This is a genomic window from Microbacterium sp. ZXT2-5 (assembly GCF_055329545.1).
In genome coordinates this window covers 2,107,450-2,127,755 of sequence record NZ_JBUZWD010000001.1, presented here as the reverse complement: position 1 = coordinate 2,127,755, position 20,306 = coordinate 2,107,450, and the positions used below count along the sequence as shown (strand labels likewise).

The window sequence follows — 20,306 nt, the reverse complement described above, 5'->3', positions numbered from 1 at the left end:
TCTGTGCGCTCCGGATAGCGCTTGCGAACCGACAAATCCCGTGTCACACTATTGGAAAGCGTTTACCCGCATCACTGCCCGGTGAGCGGGTACCCACAGCCTTCAGAGAAGAAAGCAGGACCCCATGACCGACACGACACTCGCTCCGGCTTCGGCGGAGACCTCGGCACGTCCGCAGGTGCGCGAGATCGGCATCATCATGAACGGCGTCTCGGGCCGCATGGGCTACCGCCAGCACCTGGTGCGCTCGATCCTCGCGATCCGCGACCAGGGCGGCATCGAGCTCGCCGACGGCACCAAGGTCACCGTCAAGCCGCTGCTCGTCGGCCGCAGCGAGGCGAAGCTCGCCGACCTCGCCGCCAAGCACGGCATCGAGGACTACACGACCGACCTCGACGCCGCCCTGGCCGACCCGCGCTGGGAGATCTACGCCGACTTCCTGGTGACCAAGGCCCGCGCCTCGGCCCTGCGCAAGGCGATCGCCGCCGGCAAGACGATCTACACCGAGAAGCCGACGGCCGAGACGGTCGAAGAGGCGCTCGAGCTCGCGAAGCTCGCGAAGGAGGCCGGCGTCAAGACCGGCGTCGTCCACGACAAGCTCTACCTCCCCGGCCTGCAGAAGCTCAAGCGCCTCATCGACTCCGGCTTCTTCGGCCGCATCCTGTCGGTGCGCGGCGAGTTCGGCTACTGGGTCTTCGAGGGCGACTGGCAGCCCGCCCAGCGTCCCTCGTGGAACTACCGCGCCGAGGACGGCGGCGGCATCATCGTCGACATGTTCCCGCACTGGAACTACGTGATGGAGAACCTCTTCGGCGAGGTCAAGACGGTCTACGCTCAGGCCGCCGTGCACATCAAGGACCGCTGGGACGAGAAGGGCGAGCACTACACCGCGACCGCCGAGGACGCCGCCTACGGCGTCTTCGAGCTCGAAGGCGACATCGTCGCGCAGATCAACTCGTCGTGGACCGTCCGCGTGAACCGCGACGAGCTCGTCGAGTTCCACGTCGACGGCACGCACGGCTCGGCCGTCGTGGGCCTCTTCGGCGCGAAGATCCAGCACCGCAACGCCACCCCCAAGCCGGTCTGGAACCCCGACCTGGCCGACGACCACGACTACGACGCCGACTGGGCCGAGGTTCCCACGAACGACGTGTTCCAGAACGGCTTCCGTCAGCAGTGGGAGGAGTTCCTCGAGTCGTACGTGCTGGGCACCGACTACGAGTTCGACCTGCTCTCCGGCGCGCGCGGCGTGCTGCTGGCCGAGGCCGGCCTGCAGTCCAGCCGCGAGGGCCGCAAGGTCGAGCTGCCCGCGCTGTCGCTGGACTGATCGGGAGAACGGATGCCGAAGCTCACACTTCTCTCGGCCGACGGCGCGACGTCGGCGGTCTCGCTGAACGAGTCCCCGGGCTACACGAAGCCCGGGGGCCCGCTCCGCAGCCGCGTGGCGTACGCCGCCGCGCACGTCGTGCCCCACACCTGGGCCGACAACACCCCGGGCCGTCCCGCCGAGGTCGACTGGGACGCCACGCTGGACTTCCGGCGCTCGGTGTACTCGTGGGGTCTCGGCGTCGCCGACGCCATGGACACCGCACAGCGGAACATGGGTCTGGACGCCGCCGCGACGCGCGACCTCATCGCCCGCTCGGCGCAGGTCGCCCGCGAGGAGGGCGGCTCGGTCGTCGTCGGCGTCAACACCGACCATGTCGACGAGGAGCGCATCTCGATCGACCAGGTCATCGACGCCTACAAGGAGCAGCTGCACTTCACCGAGGAGCAGGGTGCCGGCCCGGTGCTGATGGCGTCCCGCCACCTCGCGCGGGTCGCGCAGTCGGCCGACGACTACCGGCGCGTCTACCGCGAGGTGCTGCAGTCCGCGACCACCCCGGTCGTGCTGCACTGGCTCGGCACCGCCTTCGACCCGGTGCTGGAGGGCTACTTCGGTTCGCCCGACTGGCGCGACGCGTCGGCGGTGCTGCTGGAGATCATCGAGGAGAACGCCGACAAGGTCGCGGGCGTCAAGATGAGCCTGCTCGACGCGGCCTCCGAGGTGTCGGTCCGCGAGCGCCTGCCCGAGGGCGTGCGCATGTTCACCGGCGACGACTTCAACTACGTCGGCCTCATCGGCGGGCAGGACGTGCCCGACGCGACGCAGCCGTCCCGCAACCCCGACAGCGCGCGTCAGCATTCGGACGCGCTGCTCGGCGCCTTCGCCGCGATCACGCCGGTCGCGTCGGCGGCCATCCAGGCGCTGGACGCGGGCGATCCGGCACGCTACCTCCAGATCCTCGGCCCCACCGAGGAGCTCAGCCGCCAGGTGTTCGCCGCGCCCACGTTCTACTACAAGACCGGCGTCGCGTTCCTTTCGTGGCTCAACGGCCACCAGCCGGCGTTCCAAATGGTCGGCGGCCTGCACTCCGCGCGCAGCCTCCCCCACCTGTCGCGCATCGTCGAGCTCGCGAATGCGTCGCTCGCCCTGGAGAAGCCCGAGCTCGCCGCCATCCGCTGGCACGGCATGCTGCGTCACAACGGCATCGACGTCCCGGGGGTGATCGCGTGACCGTGGACCCGCGTCTGTCGATCAACCAGGCCACCATCAAGCACGCCGACCTGGCGACCGCGCTGCGCGTGACGGCCGAAGCGGGTGTGCAGGCGATCGGCCTGTGGCGCGAGCCCGTGCAGCAGGTGGGCCTGGCCACGGCCGCCTCGATGCTGACCGACTCGGGCCTGCGCTTCACGACGCACTGCCGCGCCGGCTTCTTCACGATGCCCGAGGGGCCCGACCGCCGGGCGTCGATCGACGACAACCGCGTCGCCATCGAAGAGGCGGCGAAGCTCGCGGCGGCCGGGGCCGAGGGGTCGACCGCCATCCTCGTGCTCGTCGCGGGCGGTCTGCCCGAGGGGTCGCGCGACCTGATCGGCGCGCGCGAGCGGGTGCGCGACGCGATCGGCGAGCTGGTTCCGGATGCCGCGGCCGCCGGTGTGACGCTCGCGATCGAGCCGCTGCATCCGATGTACGCCTCCGACCGCTGCGTCGTCTCGACGCTCGGCCAGGCGCTCGACATCGCGGCGGACTTCGACCCCGCCGTCGTGGGAGCGACGGTCGACACGTTCCACATCTGGTGGGACCCGGACGTGCTCCCGTCGATCGAGCGCGCGGGCCGCGAGGGCCGCATCGCCACGTACCAGGTCTGCGACTGGAAGACGCCGCTCCCCGCGGACGTGCTCCTCGGCCGCCACTACCCGGGCGACGGCGTCATCGACTTCGCATCGCTCACGCGCGCGGTCGAGGCCACCGGCTACGACCGCGACATCGAGGTCGAGATCTTCAACGAGGAGATCTGGGCCACCGACCCGCTCGTCGCCGTGCAGCGCACGGCCGCCGGGTTCGCGGCATCCGTCACTCCTCACCTGCGCGCTCGCGTCGCGCACTGACGCGCCGCATGGGCACCGGAGCGCTCGCGGGGTACGCCGATTGGCCGGCCTACCTCGCGGGCGCTTCCGTGCTCTCGCCGGCCGATCCGCGCCGTCGGGCGCTGGCCGAGGTGCTCGGAGTGCGGGTCGCGCCCGCCCGCGACGTCCGTGTCGAGCGGACCTGGACCGCCGCGGGTGTGGAGGGACGCGAGCTCACGTGGTGGCTCGGGTTCGGCCCGCGCACGCGTGCGTTCCTGCTGACTCCCGTCGGGGCGCATGGGCCGCTCCCCGGGGTGCTGACTCTTCACGCGCACGGCGGGGTCCGCTCCACCGGAGCCGAGCAGCTCGTCGACACGGGGCACGCTCCGAGCCCGTCGGCCGCGCGCATGCGTGCGCGCTGCTACGCCGGCCGCACCCCCGCGAACGATCTCGCTCGTGACGGCTTCGCGGTGCTCGCGCCCGACGCCTTCTCGTGGGCGAGCCGGGCATTCGACCTGTCGTCGCCTCCCGCCGTGCTCGCGCGTCTCGGTGAGGCACTGGACGCGCTACACCGCGAGCGGGGCGAGACCCTCTCCCCCGACGAGCGCTTCGACGAGCTGTCGTCGCTGCACGAGTACGGCCTGGCCAAGGCCGCGGGTGCGCTCGGCACGAGCTTCGCGGGAGCCGTCGCCACCGACGACCTGGCTGCGGCCGGGGTGCTCGCCGGGCTCCCCGAGGTCGACGCGTCGCGGCTGGGCGTCGTCGGGTTCTCAGGAGGCGGCGGTCGTGCGCTGTTCACCGCCGCGCTGGACGACAGGTTCGCGGTGACGGCGATCGCCGGCATGATGGCGACGTCGGCGTCGCTCGTGCCCGATTATCTGGAGACCCACTCGTGGCTGCTGCACAGTCCGGGACTGGCCGCACGCTTCGACCTGCCCGACATCGCCGCGCTCGGGCAGCGTGTGCTCGTGCAGTACGGCGCACGTGACGAGCTGTTCCCCCGTGAGGGGATGACGGATGCCGACACCCGCCTGCGCGCTCTGCTCGGGTCGCGCTACACCGGCGCGTGGCATGACGCACCGCACGAGTTCACGGCTGCGATGCAGGACGAGGCGCGGGGGTTCCTGCGGTCCGCTCTCGCGGTCTGACGCCTACCCGGCGACGGCCCGCGCGGTGATCCGCTCACCGGGCGCACCGTGATCGGCGGGTCGCGTCTTCGGTGATCGCGGGCGGCCGCGTGGCTGTGCGGCCGCTGCGGTCAGCGGTCCGACGCCGCGGCGAGCGCGCGGAGCTCGGTCAGACGCGGGGTGGCCGAGCCCGCCGCCTCGATGCGCACCGGCAGATCCAACGCGCCGGTCGCGTCGCCGAGCGGCACCTCGCGCGTCCCGTCGCTCGACGACGCCGGCACGACCTCGTCGAGCACCACCGCGCCGCCCACGACGACACACACGCGGGAGTCCTCGTCGCCGCCGAGCCACGACAGTCGCAGCGTGTCGGCCGTGCCGCTCCAGTCGCGTAGCGTCACCGCGATCGTGCCGCGGGTCCGACGCCAGCGGGTGTCGCCGCGCACGCCGATCTCCTCGTCGGTGGCCGAGAGGGCGTGGTCGGACTCCGGCTGCTGCTCACCGAATGCGACGACGTCCCGGGTGCGGGCTTCGAGACCGAGCGAGGCGGTGTCGATCCGCTCGAGCGCCGCCCGCCGGGCCGGCACGTCCCGGGGGTCGGCGGCGAGCGGCCACGCCACGATGTAGCGGGCGTCATGGACCCCGGCGAACGGCTCGAGATCGACGCTGCCGCCGTCCGCGGTGGGCACGCGCACCGAGCCCGGGCCGAGCCGGACGGCGTGCTCGAGGGCGTCGGCTGTCAGCACCGGTGCGCCGGCGAGCGGGCGGAGCGGGCCGACCGCGATGTGCCCCATGCGTGCGCCGGTGCCGCGGTAGGCGACCGCGTCGTCGGGCACGCGGTGCGCGAGCACATCGGGGCCGTCGACGATCCACGCCCAGTCCGACCCGTCCGCCGCGCGCTCCCAGCGCAGGCAGCGCGCGAGCGACAGCTGCACGACCGTCTCGCCCTCCGCCGCGTCGAACTGCAGCCGCGAGCCGGCGGGCGCGCGCCGCGGGGCGGCATCCGTCATCCCCTCGGCGATGGTCGCGAACGCGTCGCCGTCGACCCAGCCGGGGACCAGCACGGCCACGCGGGTGGGGCGGGCGGCCCGCACGCGGAGCGTGACGTCCACGGCCGCGGCGTCGGAGCGGTCGTCGACGGCGATCACGACCTCGGCCCCGTCGGACTCGAACCGCGACGGCACGAGCGCGTTGACGCGCACCTCGTCCGGTGCGGCGGAGTAGACCAGCGCGGCGTGGCGCGACTGCGCCTCGAAGCCCGAGCCCATGCAGCACCAGAATCCCTCGGCCTCGGGCGAGTAGACGCGGTAGTGCGCGGGCCGCTGCGGCGTGAAGTACACGAGTCCGCCGTGGACCGGATGCTGCGCTGAGCGCAGGTGGTTCACGCGGGCCCGCTCCGCCCACAGCACGTATGCGTCGTCGCCGGTGAGCTGATGCAGCTCGGCGGCGAGCTTGACCATGTTGTGCGTGTTGCACGTCTCCGGCCCCTCGCGCGCCGTGAGCATGCTGGAGAGGTCCTGCGGGAAGTGCTCGCGCACGCTGTTGCCGCCGATTGCGGCGCTGCGACGGCGGGCGACGCGCTCGAAGAAGAAGCGGGCCGCGGCACCCTCGCGCGCCTCGATTACGGTCAGGAGCTCCGGCGCGAGCTCGCGGGCCGCACGCTCGATGGTGGCGAATCCGACGACCACCGGGATCTGCGTGTTGGCATGCAGCCCGTCGAGCTCGTCGCGTCCCGCAGCCAGCGGCTCGACCAGCCCGCGACGCACGAAGCGGCGGGCGAGATGCAGATGGGCGGGCTCGCGCGTGAGCAGCGCCAGCCGCGCGAAGGCCTCGGTCATGCCCCCGAACTCGCAGTCGAGGATGCGCTCGAACGTGTCGTCCCCGAGCTCGCCGGTCACGCGGAGCCACCACGCACCGAGGTCGTCGAGCGTCGCCCGCGCGTCGGGGTCGCCGGTCAGCTCGGCGGCGTCGATGAGCCCGGCGAGGGTCTTGTGGAGGTTGTACAGCGGCACCCACCGCCCGTTGAGGTGGAAGGCGCCCGCCTCCACCCGGCCGGCGCGCAGCTCGTCCCACAGCGCCTCTCCGTCCGGCACGCCGCCGACGTAGCCGCTGCCGCGCGCGAGCTGACAGTGACGGATGCCGCGCACCAGCGTTCGTGCGAGCTGTGCGGGGGCCTCATCCCCCGCGGCGGCCAGCGTGCTCGCGGCCGACAGGACGTGGCCGGCGGTGTGGCCGTCGAGCCCATCGGACTCCCACCCTCCGTACGGCTCGGCGTGCTGGGCGAGGCCGGCCTCCCGACGGAACGGGGCGAGGAGCCGCTCGGGATCCAGTCGCTGCAGCGTCGCGCTCGCGGTGCGCTGCGCGTCGAGGTCGAGGCCGGGCGCGAGGCGCACGCGCGCGGGTGGTGCGAAGGGAACGGTGGCGGGCGGCGCGACGCTCGATGCGGCGGGTCGTGTCATGGTGCTCCTCGGGGACCACGCTGTTGCCGAGAGGATCTCGAGCCGGATTGGGAAACCGCTTCCCAATCTAGTGCTCGAACCGGACACAGGGCCTAGACTCTGGCTCGTGAGCGACATCATCGCGCCGACCCGAGGCGCCGCCACCCTTCACGACGTCGCGCGCGAGGCCGGAGTCTCGCTCGCGACCGCGTCGCGTGTACTCAACGGCTCGACCCGCAAGGTCGCCGAGAGCTACCGCGAGCGCGTCCAGGCCGCCGCCGACAAGCTCGGCTACACGGCGAACCTGTCGGCGCAGGCCACCGCGCGCGGCACGGCCGCGATCGTCGCCCTCCTCGTGGCCGACATCGCCGACCCCTACTTCGGCCAGCTCGCGTCCGGCGTGGCGCGGGGTGCCGACGAGGCCGGCCTCGTGGTGACCATCGCCATCACCGAGCGCGACCCGCAGCGCGAGGTCAAGCTCGTCCGCGCGCTGCGCGGCCAGCGCCCGCGCGGCCTCATCCTCGCGGCCTCCCGCGTGGAGGGCCCCGACGCGGTGGGACTCCAGGGCGAGCTCGACGCCTTCTCGCAGATGGGCGGGCGGGTCGTCGTGGTCGGGCCCGGCGGCGGGTCCGCCCGGTCGGTCGCCGTCGACAACCGCGGCGGCTCGGCCGCGCTCGGCGCCCAGCTGGCGGGCGTCGGCTATCGCGACGCGATCGTGGTCGCAGCATCCGAGGGCATCCGCACCTCGGACGACCGCATCGCCGGCTTCACCGAGGGCTTCACGTCCGCCGGCGGCACCGTGCGTGAGGTGCGCCGCGGGGGCTTCACGCGCGACGCGGGCTATGCCGCCGCCACCGAGCTGCTGCAGGGCGACGTGCCCGCCGGCACCCTGATCTTCGGCATCAGCGACGTCGTGGCCATCGGCGTCATGTCCGCCGTGCGCGACGCCGGGCGCAGAGTCGGCGACGACATCGCCGTCGCCGGCTTCGACGACATCGCGACCGGCCGCGACATCCGCCCCGGGCTCACCACGGTCCGCGTCCCGCTCGAGGACCTCGGCTACCGCGCCCTGCACGCCGCGACCGACGCGGACTGGGAGGACGACGAGCCGTCCCTGCCCCTCGAGGTGATCCTCCGCGGCAGCACGCCGCCGCGGGCCTGACCCCGCCGGGCGACGCGCCGCCGGGCGCCGCGTCGCCGGTTCGCGGGGCCGCCGGTCGCCGGTTCGCGGGGCCGCCGGGCGCGGGTCGCGGGGTCGCCGGTTCGCGGGGTCGAGGCATCCGTCGCCCGTCTTGCGCCGCTGTGGCGCCTGCGCGCACGATCCGAGATTCGGAGAATCCGCTGGTTCTCGGATCCAGATGCCGCGCGCGATCCGGAAAACGGCGCAAAGTCCGAATTCCGGATCCGCGAAAGGGCACGCGCGCGAGACCCGAGCCCGCGACAGGGCACGCGCACAGCGTCGAGCTTCCGGAAGGGTGTGAGCCCCGAGTCCGCGAACGGCAGGGCCCACAACCCCCAGAGTGCGCGACCCCTCCCCACCGCGGGCGGGGAAACGTTTCCGGGTAGGCTGAGCGCGCCCCGGACCGAAGGAGCACCCGATGCCTCGCCCGCCACGCGCCGACGGATCGCGCGTCACCATCGCCGACGTCGCCGCTCGCGCCGGCGTGTCGCTGTCGACGGTGTCGCGCGCGCTGAACGGCAACCCGACCGTCGATCCGGCTCTCGCGGAGCGGGTGAAGGATGCCGCGGCCGCCCTCGACTACACCGCGAGCCCCGTCGCGCGCAGCCTGGTGCTCGGGCGCACGCAGACGGTGGCGGTGATCGTTCCCGACCTCGGCAACCCCACGTTCCAGGCGATCCTCCGCGGGCTCAGCCGCGCCGCCGCCGCTGACGACTACCACGTGCTCGTCGCCGACTCGGCGGAGTCCGTCGACGAGGAGCGCGTCCTCGCCGGCGCGACGCGGCGCCGCACCGACGGCGTCATCCTGTGCTCGCCGCGCCTGCCGCAGGACGAGCTCGACCGCCTCGTGGGGGGCCTGCGCCCCGTCGTGCTGATCAACCGCGCGTCGGGCGACGTGCCGAGCGTGCGTGCGGACTACCGCAGCGCGCTGGCCGCCGAGCTCGCGCACCTCCACGCACTCGGTCACCGCCGCATCGTGTTCCTGGCGGGCGCCCCGCGCAGCGTGGCGAACGCGGCCCGGCTCGAGGCGATCGCCGGCTTCGTGGCCGCGCACCCCGACACCGACGTCACCGAGATCCCCTGCGGCGTCGACTTCGAGTCGGGCGCCGCCGCCGGCGACGACGTGCTCGCCTCGGGTGCGACGGCCGCGCTCGCCTTCAACGATCTCGTCGCGATGGGTCTCTTGAGCGCCGTGCAGGCCCGCGGATGCCGCGTCCCGGCCGACCTGTCGATCGTGGGCTTCGACGACATCCCGTTCGCCCGGTACACGACTCCGCCCCTGACGACGGCGGCCGTGCCCGCCGCCGAGCTCGGCGCACAGGCATGGGCGCGGATGCGGCAGCTGCTGGAAGGCGCGGAGCCGGGGCATCCGCTCACCCTGCTCCCCGAGGTCACCGTCCGGGGAACGACGGGACCCGCCGCCGCGTGACGCCGGCACCGCGGCACTGATCCGGGTTCCGAGGACGGCCCCACTGGCCCCGTGCTATCCTGAGAAAACGTTTCCTGAAGGAGAGAGATGAGCCACCGCCGGTATGCCCTCGTCGGTGCGGGACACCGCGCTCAGATGTACGTCGACGCGATCATCGGGCGCTACGCGGACGACGCGGCGCTCGTTGCGATCTGCGAGCCCAACCCGGTGCGCGCGCAGTACTACGTCGACCGCGTCACCGAAGCGGGCCTGCCCGCGCCCGCGGTGTACGGCCCGGACGACCTCGAGGCGATGGTCCGCGAGCAGCGGGTGGACCGCGTGGTGATCTGCGCGCGCGACGACCTGCACGCGCCGTTGATCGTCAGGTCGCTGGATGCCGGCGCCGACGTCGTCGTCGAGAAGCCGCTGACCATCGACGGGCCGTCCGCTGCGGCGATCGAGGACGCCATCGACCGCACCGGCCGCGAGGTCGTCATCACCTTCAACTACCGCTACTCCCCGCGCAACTCCGCGCTGCGCCAGGTCATCCAGGACGGCGTCATCGGCGAGGTCACGAGCGTGGACTTCTCGTGGGTGCTGGACACCAAGCACGGGGCGGACTACTTCCGCCGGTGGCACCGCGAGAAGGAGCACTCCGGCGGCCTGCTCGTCCACAAGGCCAGCCACCACTTCGACCTGGTGAACTGGTGGATCCGCTCCGCGCCCCGGCGCGTCTACGCGTCGGGCGGCCTCCGCTTCTACGGGGCCGACAACGCCGCGGCCCGCGGCATCGGGAACCGTCCCGCCCGCGGCACCCACGACGGTGCCGACGCGTTCGAGCTGGACCTGCGCGACGACGAGCGCCTGAAGGCGCTCTACCTGGACGCGGAGCAGCACGACGGCTACCTGCGCGACCGGGACGTGTTCGGCGAGGGCATCACCATCGAGGACAACCTCGCCCTGGTCGTGGACTACGCCTCCGGTGCGACCCTGTCGTACTCGCTGAACGCCCACGCGCCGTGGGAGGGCTACCGGGTCGCGGTCAACGGCACGCTCGGCCGCGCCGAGCTGGAGGTCGTCGAGCGCGGTGCCGTGCTCGCCGACGAGGGGCTGCACCCCGTGCTCGACCCGTCCGCCGTCCACGCCGGCGCATCCGGATCGCTCCGCCCCGAAGGCGAGCGGCTCATCGTGCAGCGGCACTGGGAGGCGGCCCACGAGGTGCCGCTCGAGGGCAACAGCGACGGCCACGGCGGCGGCGACGCCCTGCTCCTGGCCGACGTGTTCGAAGGTCCCGGCGACGACCCGCTGGCCCGCCCCGCCGACTGGCGCGACGGCGTCCGCTCCATCGCCGTCGGCATCGCCGGCAACCGCTCGCTCGAGACCAGGCTCCCCGTCCAGGTCGCCGAGCTCGGCATCCGCCTCCTCACCACGCCCGCCGCCGAAGCGGCCGCGGTCCGCGCATGAGCCGGATCGCCGTCACCGGCGGCGCGGGGCGCCTCGGCCGCAGCCTCGTCGCGGGACTCGCGGCGGCGGGTCATGAGCTGGTGTCGCTCGACCGCGCCGTGTCGGATGCCCCCGAGCTGGGCGACGTCGAGCAGGTCGCCGTGGACCTCACCGAGACGGATGCCGCCGCCCGCGCGATCGCCGGCACGCGGGCGGACGCGCTCATCCACCTCGCCGCCATCGCGGTGCCGTTCAGCGCACCAGAGGATGTGATCCTCCGCACGAACGCGACGATGGCGCTCAACGTGCTCTCGGCCGGAGCGCACGCGGGCATCCGCAGGATCGTGACCGCGTCGAGCCCCACGGTGCTGGGCTACGGCGCGCCCACCGGGTGGCTGCCCGAGCGGCTCCCTCTCGACGAGGGGTCGACGCCGAAGCCCTGGAATGCCTACGCGCTGTCCAAGCACCTCGCCGAGCAGACCATCGCGATGCTCGCCCGCCAGACCGGCGACGCCGTCCGCTTCGCGGCCTTCCGCCCCTGCTACGTCATCGCGCCCGAGGAGTGGCAGGGCGCCCTCACGCAGCAGGGCCACACGGTGCACGAGCGGCTGGCGGATCCGGCGCTGTCGGCGCCCGCCCTCTTCAACTACGTCGATGCCCGCGACGTCGCCACGTTCGTCGACACGCTGCTGCTGGCCCTGCCCGAGATCCCGAACGCCGAGGTGTTCTTCGTCGGCGCCGACGACGCGCTGGCGCGCAGGCCGCTCGCCGAGCTGCTGCCCCGGTTCGTCCCCGGCACCGAGGACCTCGCCGCCGAGCTGACGGGCACGGCCCCCGCGTTCTCCAACGCCAAAGCGCGTCGCGTGCTCGGCTGGCGTCCCGCGCACACCTGGCGCGGCGAGCTCGGCGAGCCCGCGTACGACCCTGCCCCCTCTTCCGACCTCGCCCGAAAGGACGTGCTGGCGTGAACTTCGACGGCATCCTCTTCTTCCCCGTCACGCCGTTCGACGCCCAGGGACGCGTCGACGAGGACCTGCTGCGCACGCACGTCGCCACGACGCTCGAGCACTCCCCCGGCGGCGTGTTCCCGGCGTGCGGCACCGGCGAGTTCCACGCGCTTTCCACCGACGAGGCGACACGCGTCGTGCAGGTCGCGACCGAGACCGTCGCCGGCCGCGTGCCCGTCGTCGCCGGCACCGGCGGCCCGCTCGGCCACGCGACGACGCTCGCCCGCGCGGCCGCCGATGGCGGAGCAGATGCGCTGCTCGTGCTGCCGCCCTACCTCGTCGGCGGCCCGCAGGCGGGACTGGTGGCGTATGTCGAGGCGGTGGCCGCGGCATCCGATCTCCCCGTCGTGATCTACCACCGCGGCAGCGCCCAGTACTCCGTCGACTCGGTGCGCCGCCTGGCGCGCAACCCGAAGGTCGTCGGCTTCAAGGACGGGGTCGGCGATGTCGGCCTCGCGCAGCAGATCGTGCGCGCGGTCGCCGCGGAGGGTCGCGACGACTTCGCCTTCTTCAACGGCCTGCTGACCGCCGAGCTGACGCAGGGGGCGTACCGGGGCATCGGCATCCCGCTGTACTCGTCGGCGGCGTTCGCGATGATCCCCGAGGTCGCGGGGGCGTACTACCGCGCGTACGTCGACGGCGACGAGGTGCGCCGCGCGGAGCTGCTCGACGGCTTCTACTCGCCCCTCGTTCAGCTGCGTGATGAGACCCCGGGCTTCGGCGTCTCGCTCATCAAGACGGGCCTGCGGCTCGGCGGGCTCCCGGTCGGCTCCGTGCGTGCGCCGCTCGTCGACCCGACCCCGGCGCAGGAGGAGCGCCTGGCCGAGATCCTCGAGGCGGGACGGGCGCTGCTGCCATGACCCGCGCTCGCGAGGCCGTGTCGGATGCCGCGGGCGCGGCGTTCGAGGCCGCACCGACGATCGCCGCCTTCGACGCGCGGCTGATCCGGGTCGCCCTGACGCGCCCGTGGGCCGCGGACGTCACGTCGGTGGGCGTCATCGCCACGCACGTGGTGCGGTCGGACGGCGCCGAGGGCTGGGGCTTCGCGTGGACGCCGCAGATCGGCGCCGAGGCGGTCCACGCCCTGCTCGCGAACGACATCGCGGCCTTCGCCATCGGGCGCACCGCCGACCCGGGCGCCGAGTGGCGCACGCTGTGGCAGCACCTCCACGAGGCGGGAGGGGGCGGGATCACGACGATCGCGCAGGCGGGCCTCGACCTCGCACTGTGGGATGCCGCGACCCGCGCCGCCGGGACGTCGCTGACCGGCTTCCTCGGCGCCCAGCGCGAACGGGTGACGGCCTACGGCTCGGGCGTGAACCTGCACTACACGCAGGATGAACTCGTCGCCCAGGCGCGACGCTGGGTCGACGCCGGCTTCGGCGCCGTGAAGGTCAAGGTCGGCAAGCCCGATGTCGCGGAGGACCTCGAGCGCCTGCGGGCCGTCCGCGAGGTGCTCGGACCGGACCGCGCGCTCATGATCGACGCGAACCAGCGATGGGAGCTCGACCGCGCCACGCGCTCGCTGGAGGTGCTCGCCGAGGTGTCGCCGGCGTGGATCGAGGAGCCGCTGCGCGCCGACGACCTGTACGGGCACGTCGAACTGTCCCGGCGCCTCGCCGCCTCGAGCGGGATCCCGATCGCCGTGGGCGAGAACCTGCACAACGTCTATCGCTTCGACGACTTCCTGCGGCTGGGCGCCGCGCAGATCGTGCAGCCCAACGTGGTGCGCGTCGGCGGGATCACGCCGTTCCTCGGCATCGCGGCGATCACCGCCGAGTACGGCGCGGCCCTGCACCCCCATCTGCTGCCGGAGCTCTCGGGCCAGCTCGCGCTGTGCCTGCGCGCCGTGCCCGGCGTCCCCGAGCCCATGGTCGAGGACGTCGAGGACGCCGGTTTCGCCTCCCTCGGCGCCCTCCGCGACGCATCCCCGGTGCGCATCGCCGACGGCACCCTCACCGACGTCCCCCACGCCGGCCTCGGCATCCGATTCTCATGACTCCCGTCTCCCGCCCCCTGGTTCGTTCGCCGCGCCTGTCCGCCGTCACCCGTGATCCGCGTATGCCTGCGACGGACGAGCACGACGGACCGGGCGAGCGATGCGCCGCACGAAAGGAACCCCGATGACCACCGCCGTCACGACCACCTCCACGACCGAGCTCGAGAGCCTCGCCGCCGCGGCAGCCGCAGCCGCTCCGGTGTGGCGCGCGGCGGATGCCGCGACCCGCGCGTCCTGGCTCCGCGCCGCCGCTGACGCGCTCGATGCGCACGTCGACGAGCTGGTCGCGATCGCCGACGAGGAGACCCGGCTCGGCGCGACGCGCCTGCACGGCGAGGTCGGCCGCACCACCGGGCAGCTGCGCCTGTTCGCGAGCGTCGTCGAGGAGGGCTCGTACCTCGAGCTGACGGTCGACGACGCCGACCCGTCCGCCGTGCCGCCGCGCCCGGAGCTGCGGCGCATGCTGGTCGGGGTGGGACCGGTGGCGGTGTTCTCGGCGTCGAACTTCCCGTTCGCGTTCTCGGTCGCCGGTGGCGACACCGCGTCCGCGCTGGCCTCCGGCAACCCCGTCATCGTCAAGGCGCACTCCGGACACCCGCGGCTCTCGCGGCGCACCGCCGAGATCGTCGCGGCCGCCCTCATCGCCGCGGGTGCGCCCGAAGGCTCGCTCGCTCTCGTCGAAGGCCGCGAGGCCGGCAACGCACTGGTGCAGCATCCGGTCATCCAAGCCGCAGGGTTCACCGGATCGCTCGGCGGCGGACGCGCGCTCTTCGACCTCGCCGCCGGACGCCCCGACCCCATCCCGTTCTACGGCGAGCTGGGATCGGTGAACCCGGTGGTCATCACCGAAGCGGCGATCGCAGAGCGTGGCGAGACGCTCGCGCAGGGCCTCGTGGGCTCGTTCACGCTCGGCGTCGGCCAGTTCTGCACCAAGCCGGGCGTCGTGTTCGTCCCGGAGGGCGCCGGCTTCGAGGACCTGGTGGCGGGCTTCGCCACCGGCGCCTCCGGCGGACCCCTGCTCACCGATCGCATCACCGAGGCCTTCCCGTCGGGCATCGAGCACCTCGAGTCCGACCCGTCCGTGGCGGTCGTCGCCGAGGGCCGGCCCGCAGAGCCGGGGTCTGCGCGCCCGATCGTGCTGTCGACGGATGCCGCGGCCGTCGCCGCTCGCCCCGAGACGCTGCTCGAGGAGTGCTTCGGACCGGTCACGCTCCTCGTGCGCTACTCCTCGGCCGCCGACCTGCGCGCTGCGCTGGAGGCGGTTCCCGGATCGCTGACGGCGACGCTGCACTCGCAGGCGTCCGACGAGGTGGCCGAGGTGCTCGAGGTGCTCACCCGCAAGGCCGGACGCGTGCTGTTCTCCGGCTGGCCCACCGGTGTCGCCGTGACCTGGTCGCAGCAGCACGGCGGCCCGTGGCCGGCGACGACGTCGCTGCACACGTCGGTCGGCGCGACGGCGATCCGCCGGTTCCTGCGGCCTGTGGTTTTCCAGGACGCCCCGGCCGCGCTCCTCCCCGAGGTGCTGCGGGATGAGGCCCTCGCCACGCTGCCGCACCGCCGCAACGGCGCTCTGCTCGTGCCCTGAACCTCGCTGCAACCGGCGCCCCTCCAGGGCATACACCGCGTTCGCGACGAGACACCGCGCCAGGCCGGGGTGTTCCAGGGCATACACCGCGTTCGCGACGAGACACCGCGCCAGGCCGGGGTGTCTCGTCGCGGACGCGGTGTTCACGCGCGACGTCCGGCCGGGAGCGTCAGGTGAGGGAACCTGCCAGCGTTGCGCCGGCGCGCTCGAGCCAGTGCGCGGCGTCGGCCATCGCCGCCTCCCCCGACCCAGCGAGGTCGGTCAGCGAGGCGGTGGCGGCGAACCCCGAGACGTCGGCGTCCGGAGCGATGCGCCCCGCGACCAGCGCGACCGGCGCACCGACGGCGCGGGCGACCGCGGCCACGTGGGCGGGGACCTTTCCGGCGGCGGACTGCCCGTCGTAGGACCCCTCACCGGTGACGACGACGGATGCCGCGGCCACCGCCGCATCGAGTCCCACGAGCTCCGCGACGGCGGCCGAGCCGGGCACGAGCTCCGCGCCCCAGGCCAGCAGGCCGAACCCGGTGCCGCCGGCGGCACCGGCGCCCGGCGTCTCGGGGTCGGTAGTCGCGAAGGCGTCCAGCCCGGCGAGCCGCGAGAGCGCGGCGTCGAGCCCGGCGACGTCGTCGGGGCTCGCGCCCTTCTGCGGGCCGAACACCGCCGCCGCGCCGCGGGCACCCAGCAGCGGGTTCGTCACGTCACTGAGCACGGTCACACCGTGCGGCGGAAGCGGTGCGAGCCCCGACAGGTCGGCCGACGACGCCGTGGCGAGCCCGCGCGCGCCGTCGGCGATCGGCGCGCCCGAGGCATCCGTGATCCGCGCGCCGAGCACTGCGAGCAGGCCGGCACCGCCGTCGGTCGACGAGCTCGACCCGATGCCGAGCACGAGCCGCGACACGCCGTGAGCCAGCGCGGCGGCGATCCCCTCGCCGAAGCCTCGTGTGTGCGCGTCGAACGGTCGCAGCCGTGGCGGCGTCCCGAGCAGCTCGATGCCGCTGGTGTTCGCGAGCTCGACCACGCCGGTTCCGTTCGGAGCGTCCGCGCTCGGCGGGAGCAGGACCCAGGATGCCTCGACAGGCGTCCCCTCGGGCCCCGTCACCGTCACCGGCATCCGGCGCGCGCCCGGCACGGCGGCGGCGAACGCGTCGACGGTGCCCTCGCCGCCGTCGGCCATCGGCATGAGCCGCACCCGATCGTGGGGTCGCTCGCGTCGCCAGCCCGCCCCGAGGGCGTCGGCGGCTGCCGCTGCGCCGATGGTCCCCTTGAACGAATCGGGGGCGATCACGACGGTGTGGGTCATGCGGCCATTCTCCTCGCGCGGCGATGCGTTGCACCGGCGGGTACCGGTTCGGAAAGCGTTATCCTGCTGATCATGGTATCCATGGACCCGCGTCAGGCCCAGCCCGCGTCCCCGCGCGCCGTCGTCGCCACCGGCACCGGCCGCTACGGCGATCCGTGGCATCCGTTCTCCGAGACCTCGGCGCGCATCGCCGCGCTGCTGCGTGACGACGGGTGGGACGTCACCGTGGACGACGACGTCGATCACGCGCTCGGGCACCTGGACGGCTTCGATCTGCTGGTCGTCAACGCCGGCGACCCGTGGCGGAACGGCGACACCGAGCTCGAGCACTACCCCGACCCCGCCGCCGACGCCGGTCTCACCGCCGCGATCACGCGCGGCATCGGGATCATCGCGGTGCATGCCGCGCTCTCGACGCTCCGCGACCACCCGGCGTGGCGCCGCGCGATCGGCGGGGAGTGGGAGCCGGGACGCTCGTGGCACCCGCCGATCGCCGACGCGCACGTGCGGATCGTCGACGCGGGTCACCCGATCACCGATCGGATGCCGGGCATCGACGTCTTCGACGAGCGCTACAGCGACCTCGCGGTCGACGACGGCGCCCGCGTGCTGGCCGAGCACGAGGTGGACGGCACCGCCCACCCGGCGGTGTGGATCCGCGAAGACCCGACGCGGGCGGTCGTGTCGTCGCTCGGCCACGACGCGCGGGCGTACGACTCCCCCGAGCACGTGCGGCTGCTGCAGCGCGCCGCGCGCTGGGCCGCTCGCGCCTGAGCCGCGGCGCGCGGCGCACCGCGCGCCGCGCACAGAATCGGAGCATGTGGCCGACACGCCGGGAGACGGATGCCGCAGCCCGGCGTGCCGCCCTGGTTCTCCGATTCTGTGCCCGGGCGCGAGCCCCGTGGCCGTGGGCATCCGGCCGGAGCGGGCACAATGGAGGACGGCGCCGCTCGGCGACCCCGACCCCCGGAGTGACATGACCTGGCTCGTGACCGGAGGCGCCGGCTATATCGGCGCCCACATCGTCCGCGCTCTCGGCGACGCGGGCCTCGCGCCCGTCGTCGTCGACGACCTCTCGAGCGGCCACGCCGAGTTCGTGCCTGACGGCGTGCCCTTCGTGCAGGGTTCGATCCTCGACCGGGAACTCGTCGATCGCGCGCTGCGCGACCACGGCGTCGAGGGCGTGATCCATCTGGCGGGGTTCAAGTACGCGGGCGTCTCCGTCCAGCGGCCGCTCCACACCTATGCCCAGAACGTCGAGGGCACCCGGGTGCTCCTCGAGGCGATGCAGGCCGCCGAGGTCGCGAACCTGGTGTTCTCGTCCTCCGCGGCGGTGTACGGCACCCCCGACGTGCCGCTGGTCACCGAGGATCTGCCCAAGCGGCCCGCGTCGCCGTACGGCGAGTCCAAGCTGATCGGCGAGTGGCTCATCCGCGACCAGGCCGTCGCGACCGCCGAGTCGAAGCATCCGCTCCGCCACACCGCGCTCCGCTACTTCAACGTTGTCGGCTCCGGCGATCCCGCCGTGTACGACACCAGCCCGCACAATCTGTTCCCGCTGGTGTTCGAGGCGCTCCTCGAGGGACGCACGCCCCGCATCTACGGCGACGACTACGACACCCCCGACGGCACCAACGTGCGCGACTACGTGCACGTCGCCGACATCGCCGCCGCCCACGTCGCCGCCGCGCAGCGGCTGCTCACGGGCGCGCCGATCGAGCCCGCGTACAACCTCGGGTCGCAGAACGGCCTGAGCGTCCGCGAGATCATGGACGCCATGGCGCGCGTCACGGGCATCGACTTCACGCCCGAGGTCGCGCCGCGCCGCCCGGGCGACCCCGATCGGATCGTGGCGACGGGCGAGCTCGCCGCGCGCGACCTCGACTGGAGGAACCGCTACACCGTCGACGAGATGGTGCAGAGCGCATGGGAGGCCCGCCGGGCCGCCCACGGCTGACGCCCGCCCCCATCCCGCGGATCCGGAAATCGGACTTCCGCACGCTTTCCGGACCCCCGGGCACCGAACCCTCCGGAAACCCTCGCGAAGTCCGAAATCCGGAGCGCCCGCCACGGCGGCCGTCAAGCCTGCCACGCAGCCCACAGCCGACGCCCCCCGCTTCGCGGATCCGGTATTCGGACTTCCGTACGCTTTCCGGACCCCCCGGGCACCGAAGCCTCCGGAAACCCTCACGAAGTCCGAAATCCGGAGCCGCGCCACCCGCGACCCGGAGCCGCGCGACCCGCAACCCGAATGCGGCGCCACCCGCAGCCCGAAAGCGGCGCCACCCGCCACCCGAAAGCGGCGCCTCCCACGACCCGGACCCGCCCCTCAGCGGGCGGGCGGCGCGGTGCTGGCGCGCACGACGAGGCGCGTCGACACGGTCAGGAAGGCCGCGGCCGCGCCGGCCTCGATGCCGTCGACGAGCGCGGCCACCGCGAGCGAGCCGAGCGCGTCGAAGTCCTGGTGCACCGTGGTGAGCGGCGGGCGGTAGTCGGCGGCATCCGCCACGTCGTCGAACCCGACCACGCTGACGTCCCCCGGCACGGCACGCCCCGCGTCGGCGAAGGCCCGCAGCAGCCCGAGCGACATCTGGTCGTTCGCGGCGAAGACGGCGGTCGCGCCGGCATCGACGAGAGCGGATGCCGCAGCCGACCCCGACGCGGACGTCCAGTCGCCGCGCACGACCGGGGGCACCGCCGCGCCCGCCTGCAGGAGCGCCTCGCGCCAGCCGCGCTCCCGCTCGGCCGCGGCGAACGAGCCCGCCGGTCCGGCGAGGTGGTGCACCGTCCGGTGCCCGAGGTCCAGCAGGTGCCGGACGGCCTGGCCCGCGCCGCCGGCGTGATCCGTCTCGACGACGCCGAAGCGGTCGTCTCGCGGCGAGTCGACCACCACGAGCTGCAGCCCCGCCGCGCGCAGGTCCGCCTCCCGCACGCGCTCGGTGGCCTCGTTCAGCACGATCGCGCCGTCCACGGCCTGGTCGACGAGCCGCCCGAACGCGGCGTCGACGTCGCCCTCGGCGCCGAGCGTGACGACCGTGAGGGCGTAGCCGCGGGCGGCCGCGGCATCCGCCACCGCCTGAAGCATGCGGAAGTTGCCCACCGACGCGAGCGTCGACACGACCAGCCCGATCGTCTGCGTGCGGCCGGTCCGCAGCGCCCGGGCGGCGCGGTGCGGGCGGTAGCCCAGCTCGGCCATCGCCGCCTCGATGCGCGCGCGCGTCTCGGGGTCGACGCGGGGGCTGGCGTTGACGACGCGCGACACGGTCTGCCCCGACACGCCGGCGCGGGCGGCGACGTCCGCCATCGAGACGCGTCTCGTCGTCATCCTCGAACTCCTCGCTCCCCGGCCCGTGCGCTCGCCACCGCAGCGCGAATCCCGAAACCGTGTTGACGCTAACATAGCGCTATGGCTAGCATGTTGACGTGAACACA

At 73.8% G+C, this 20,306-nt stretch carries 16 protein-coding genes; 13 read left to right on the top strand and 3 right to left on the bottom strand.

Annotated elements, in window-relative coordinates:
• Positions 1-124: 124 nt before the first annotated feature.
• Genes ACZBH1_RS09270 through ACZBH1_RS09255 form a run of 4 tightly spaced genes read left to right on the top strand, consistent with a single transcriptional unit; the run spans position 125 to position 4,538 of the window.
• Positions 125-1,327 (top strand): Gfo/Idh/MocA family protein, encoded by a 1,203-nt coding sequence (locus tag ACZBH1_RS09270; protein WP_378884996.1) that lies wholly within the window; start codon positions 125-127, stop codon positions 1,325-1,327.
• Between the two features lie 12 nt (positions 1,328-1,339).
• Entirely contained in the window at positions 1,340-2,557 is a 1,218-nt protein-coding gene (locus ACZBH1_RS09265) for a dihydrodipicolinate synthase family protein (RefSeq protein ID WP_463646212.1), read from the top strand.
• Positions 2,554-3,432 (top strand): sugar phosphate isomerase/epimerase family protein, encoded by an 879-nt coding sequence (locus tag ACZBH1_RS09260; RefSeq protein ID WP_463646211.1) that lies wholly within the window; start codon positions 2,554-2,556, stop codon positions 3,430-3,432. The genes ACZBH1_RS09265 and ACZBH1_RS09260 overlap by 4 nt, the downstream gene beginning before the upstream one ends.
• A gap of 8 nt (positions 3,433-3,440) precedes the next feature.
• Positions 3,441-4,538, top strand: coding sequence for a dienelactone hydrolase family protein (locus ACZBH1_RS09255; RefSeq protein ID WP_463646210.1), 1,098 nt, complete (start codon positions 3,441-3,443; stop codon positions 4,536-4,538).
• Positions 4,539-4,648: 110 nt separating this feature from the next.
• On the opposite strand, the gene ACZBH1_RS09250 is transcribed toward ACZBH1_RS09255, so the two are convergent.
• Positions 4,649-6,973, bottom strand: a complete 2,325-nt coding sequence (locus ACZBH1_RS09250) for a beta-L-arabinofuranosidase domain-containing protein (protein WP_463646209.1) — start codon at positions 6,971-6,973, stop codon at positions 4,649-4,651.
• A gap of 106 nt (positions 6,974-7,079) precedes the next feature.
• Here ACZBH1_RS09250 and ACZBH1_RS09245 point away from each other — a divergent pair, with 106 nt between their 5' ends.
• The 7 genes from ACZBH1_RS09245 (at position 7,080) to ACZBH1_RS09215 (ending at position 15,574) form a co-directional block, all read left to right on the top strand.
• Positions 7,080-8,114, top strand: coding sequence for a LacI family DNA-binding transcriptional regulator (locus ACZBH1_RS09245; protein ID WP_463646208.1), 1,035 nt, complete (start codon positions 7,080-7,082; stop codon positions 8,112-8,114).
• 436 nt (positions 8,115-8,550) lie between these two features.
• Complete coding sequence (locus ACZBH1_RS09240; protein ID WP_463646207.1) at positions 8,551-9,561, top strand: LacI family DNA-binding transcriptional regulator; 1,011 nt, start codon at positions 8,551-8,553, stop codon at positions 9,559-9,561.
• A gap of 87 nt (positions 9,562-9,648) precedes the next feature.
• The gene (locus ACZBH1_RS09235; protein ID WP_463646206.1) at positions 9,649-11,004 is read left to right on the top strand and encodes a Gfo/Idh/MocA family protein; all 1,356 of its coding nucleotides are present in this window, start codon (positions 9,649-9,651) and stop codon (positions 11,002-11,004) included.
• Positions 11,001-11,951, top strand: a complete 951-nt coding sequence (locus ACZBH1_RS09230; RefSeq protein ID WP_463646205.1) for an NAD-dependent epimerase/dehydratase family protein — start codon at positions 11,001-11,003, stop codon at positions 11,949-11,951. The genes ACZBH1_RS09235 and ACZBH1_RS09230 overlap by 4 nt, the downstream gene beginning before the upstream one ends.
• A complete protein-coding gene (locus ACZBH1_RS09225) occupies positions 11,948-12,850 on the top strand; it encodes a 5-dehydro-4-deoxyglucarate dehydratase (protein ID WP_463646204.1) in 903 nt (300 codons plus the stop codon). Before ACZBH1_RS09230 ends, ACZBH1_RS09225 begins: the two co-directional genes overlap by 4 nt.
• Positions 12,847-13,989, top strand: coding sequence for a mandelate racemase/muconate lactonizing enzyme family protein (locus ACZBH1_RS09220; protein ID WP_463646203.1), 1,143 nt, complete (start codon positions 12,847-12,849; stop codon positions 13,987-13,989). Before ACZBH1_RS09225 ends, ACZBH1_RS09220 begins: the two co-directional genes overlap by 4 nt.
• Before the next feature lie 124 nt (positions 13,990-14,113).
• Positions 14,114-15,574: an aldehyde dehydrogenase (NADP(+)) gene (locus ACZBH1_RS09215; RefSeq protein ID WP_463646202.1), complete on the top strand. Its 1,461-nt coding sequence runs from the start codon at positions 14,114-14,116 to the stop codon at positions 15,572-15,574.
• Positions 15,575-15,743: 169 nt separating this feature from the next.
• On the opposite strand, the gene ACZBH1_RS09210 is transcribed toward ACZBH1_RS09215, so the two are convergent.
• Complete coding sequence (locus ACZBH1_RS09210) at positions 15,744-16,874, bottom strand: glycerate kinase (protein ID WP_463646201.1); 1,131 nt, start codon at positions 16,872-16,874, stop codon at positions 15,744-15,746.
• A gap of 72 nt (positions 16,875-16,946) precedes the next feature.
• On the opposite strand from ACZBH1_RS09210, the gene ACZBH1_RS09205 reads away from it, so the two are divergent.
• Both ACZBH1_RS09205 and galE read left to right on the top strand, forming a co-directional pair.
• On the top strand, positions 16,947-17,648 hold the full coding sequence (locus tag ACZBH1_RS09205) for a ThuA domain-containing protein (protein ID WP_463646200.1): 702 nt from the start codon (positions 16,947-16,949) through the stop codon (positions 17,646-17,648).
• Between the two features lie 202 nt (positions 17,649-17,850).
• Complete coding sequence (gene galE / locus ACZBH1_RS09200; RefSeq protein WP_463646199.1) at positions 17,851-18,831, top strand: UDP-glucose 4-epimerase GalE; 981 nt, start codon at positions 17,851-17,853, stop codon at positions 18,829-18,831.
• Positions 18,832-19,203: 372 nt separating this feature from the next.
• Here the strand turns inward: galE and ACZBH1_RS09195 are convergent, their stop codons facing one another.
• On the bottom strand, positions 19,204-20,199 hold the full coding sequence (locus ACZBH1_RS09195) for a LacI family DNA-binding transcriptional regulator (protein ID WP_463646198.1): 996 nt from the start codon (positions 20,197-20,199) through the stop codon (positions 19,204-19,206).
• Positions 20,200-20,306 lie beyond the last annotated feature (107 nt).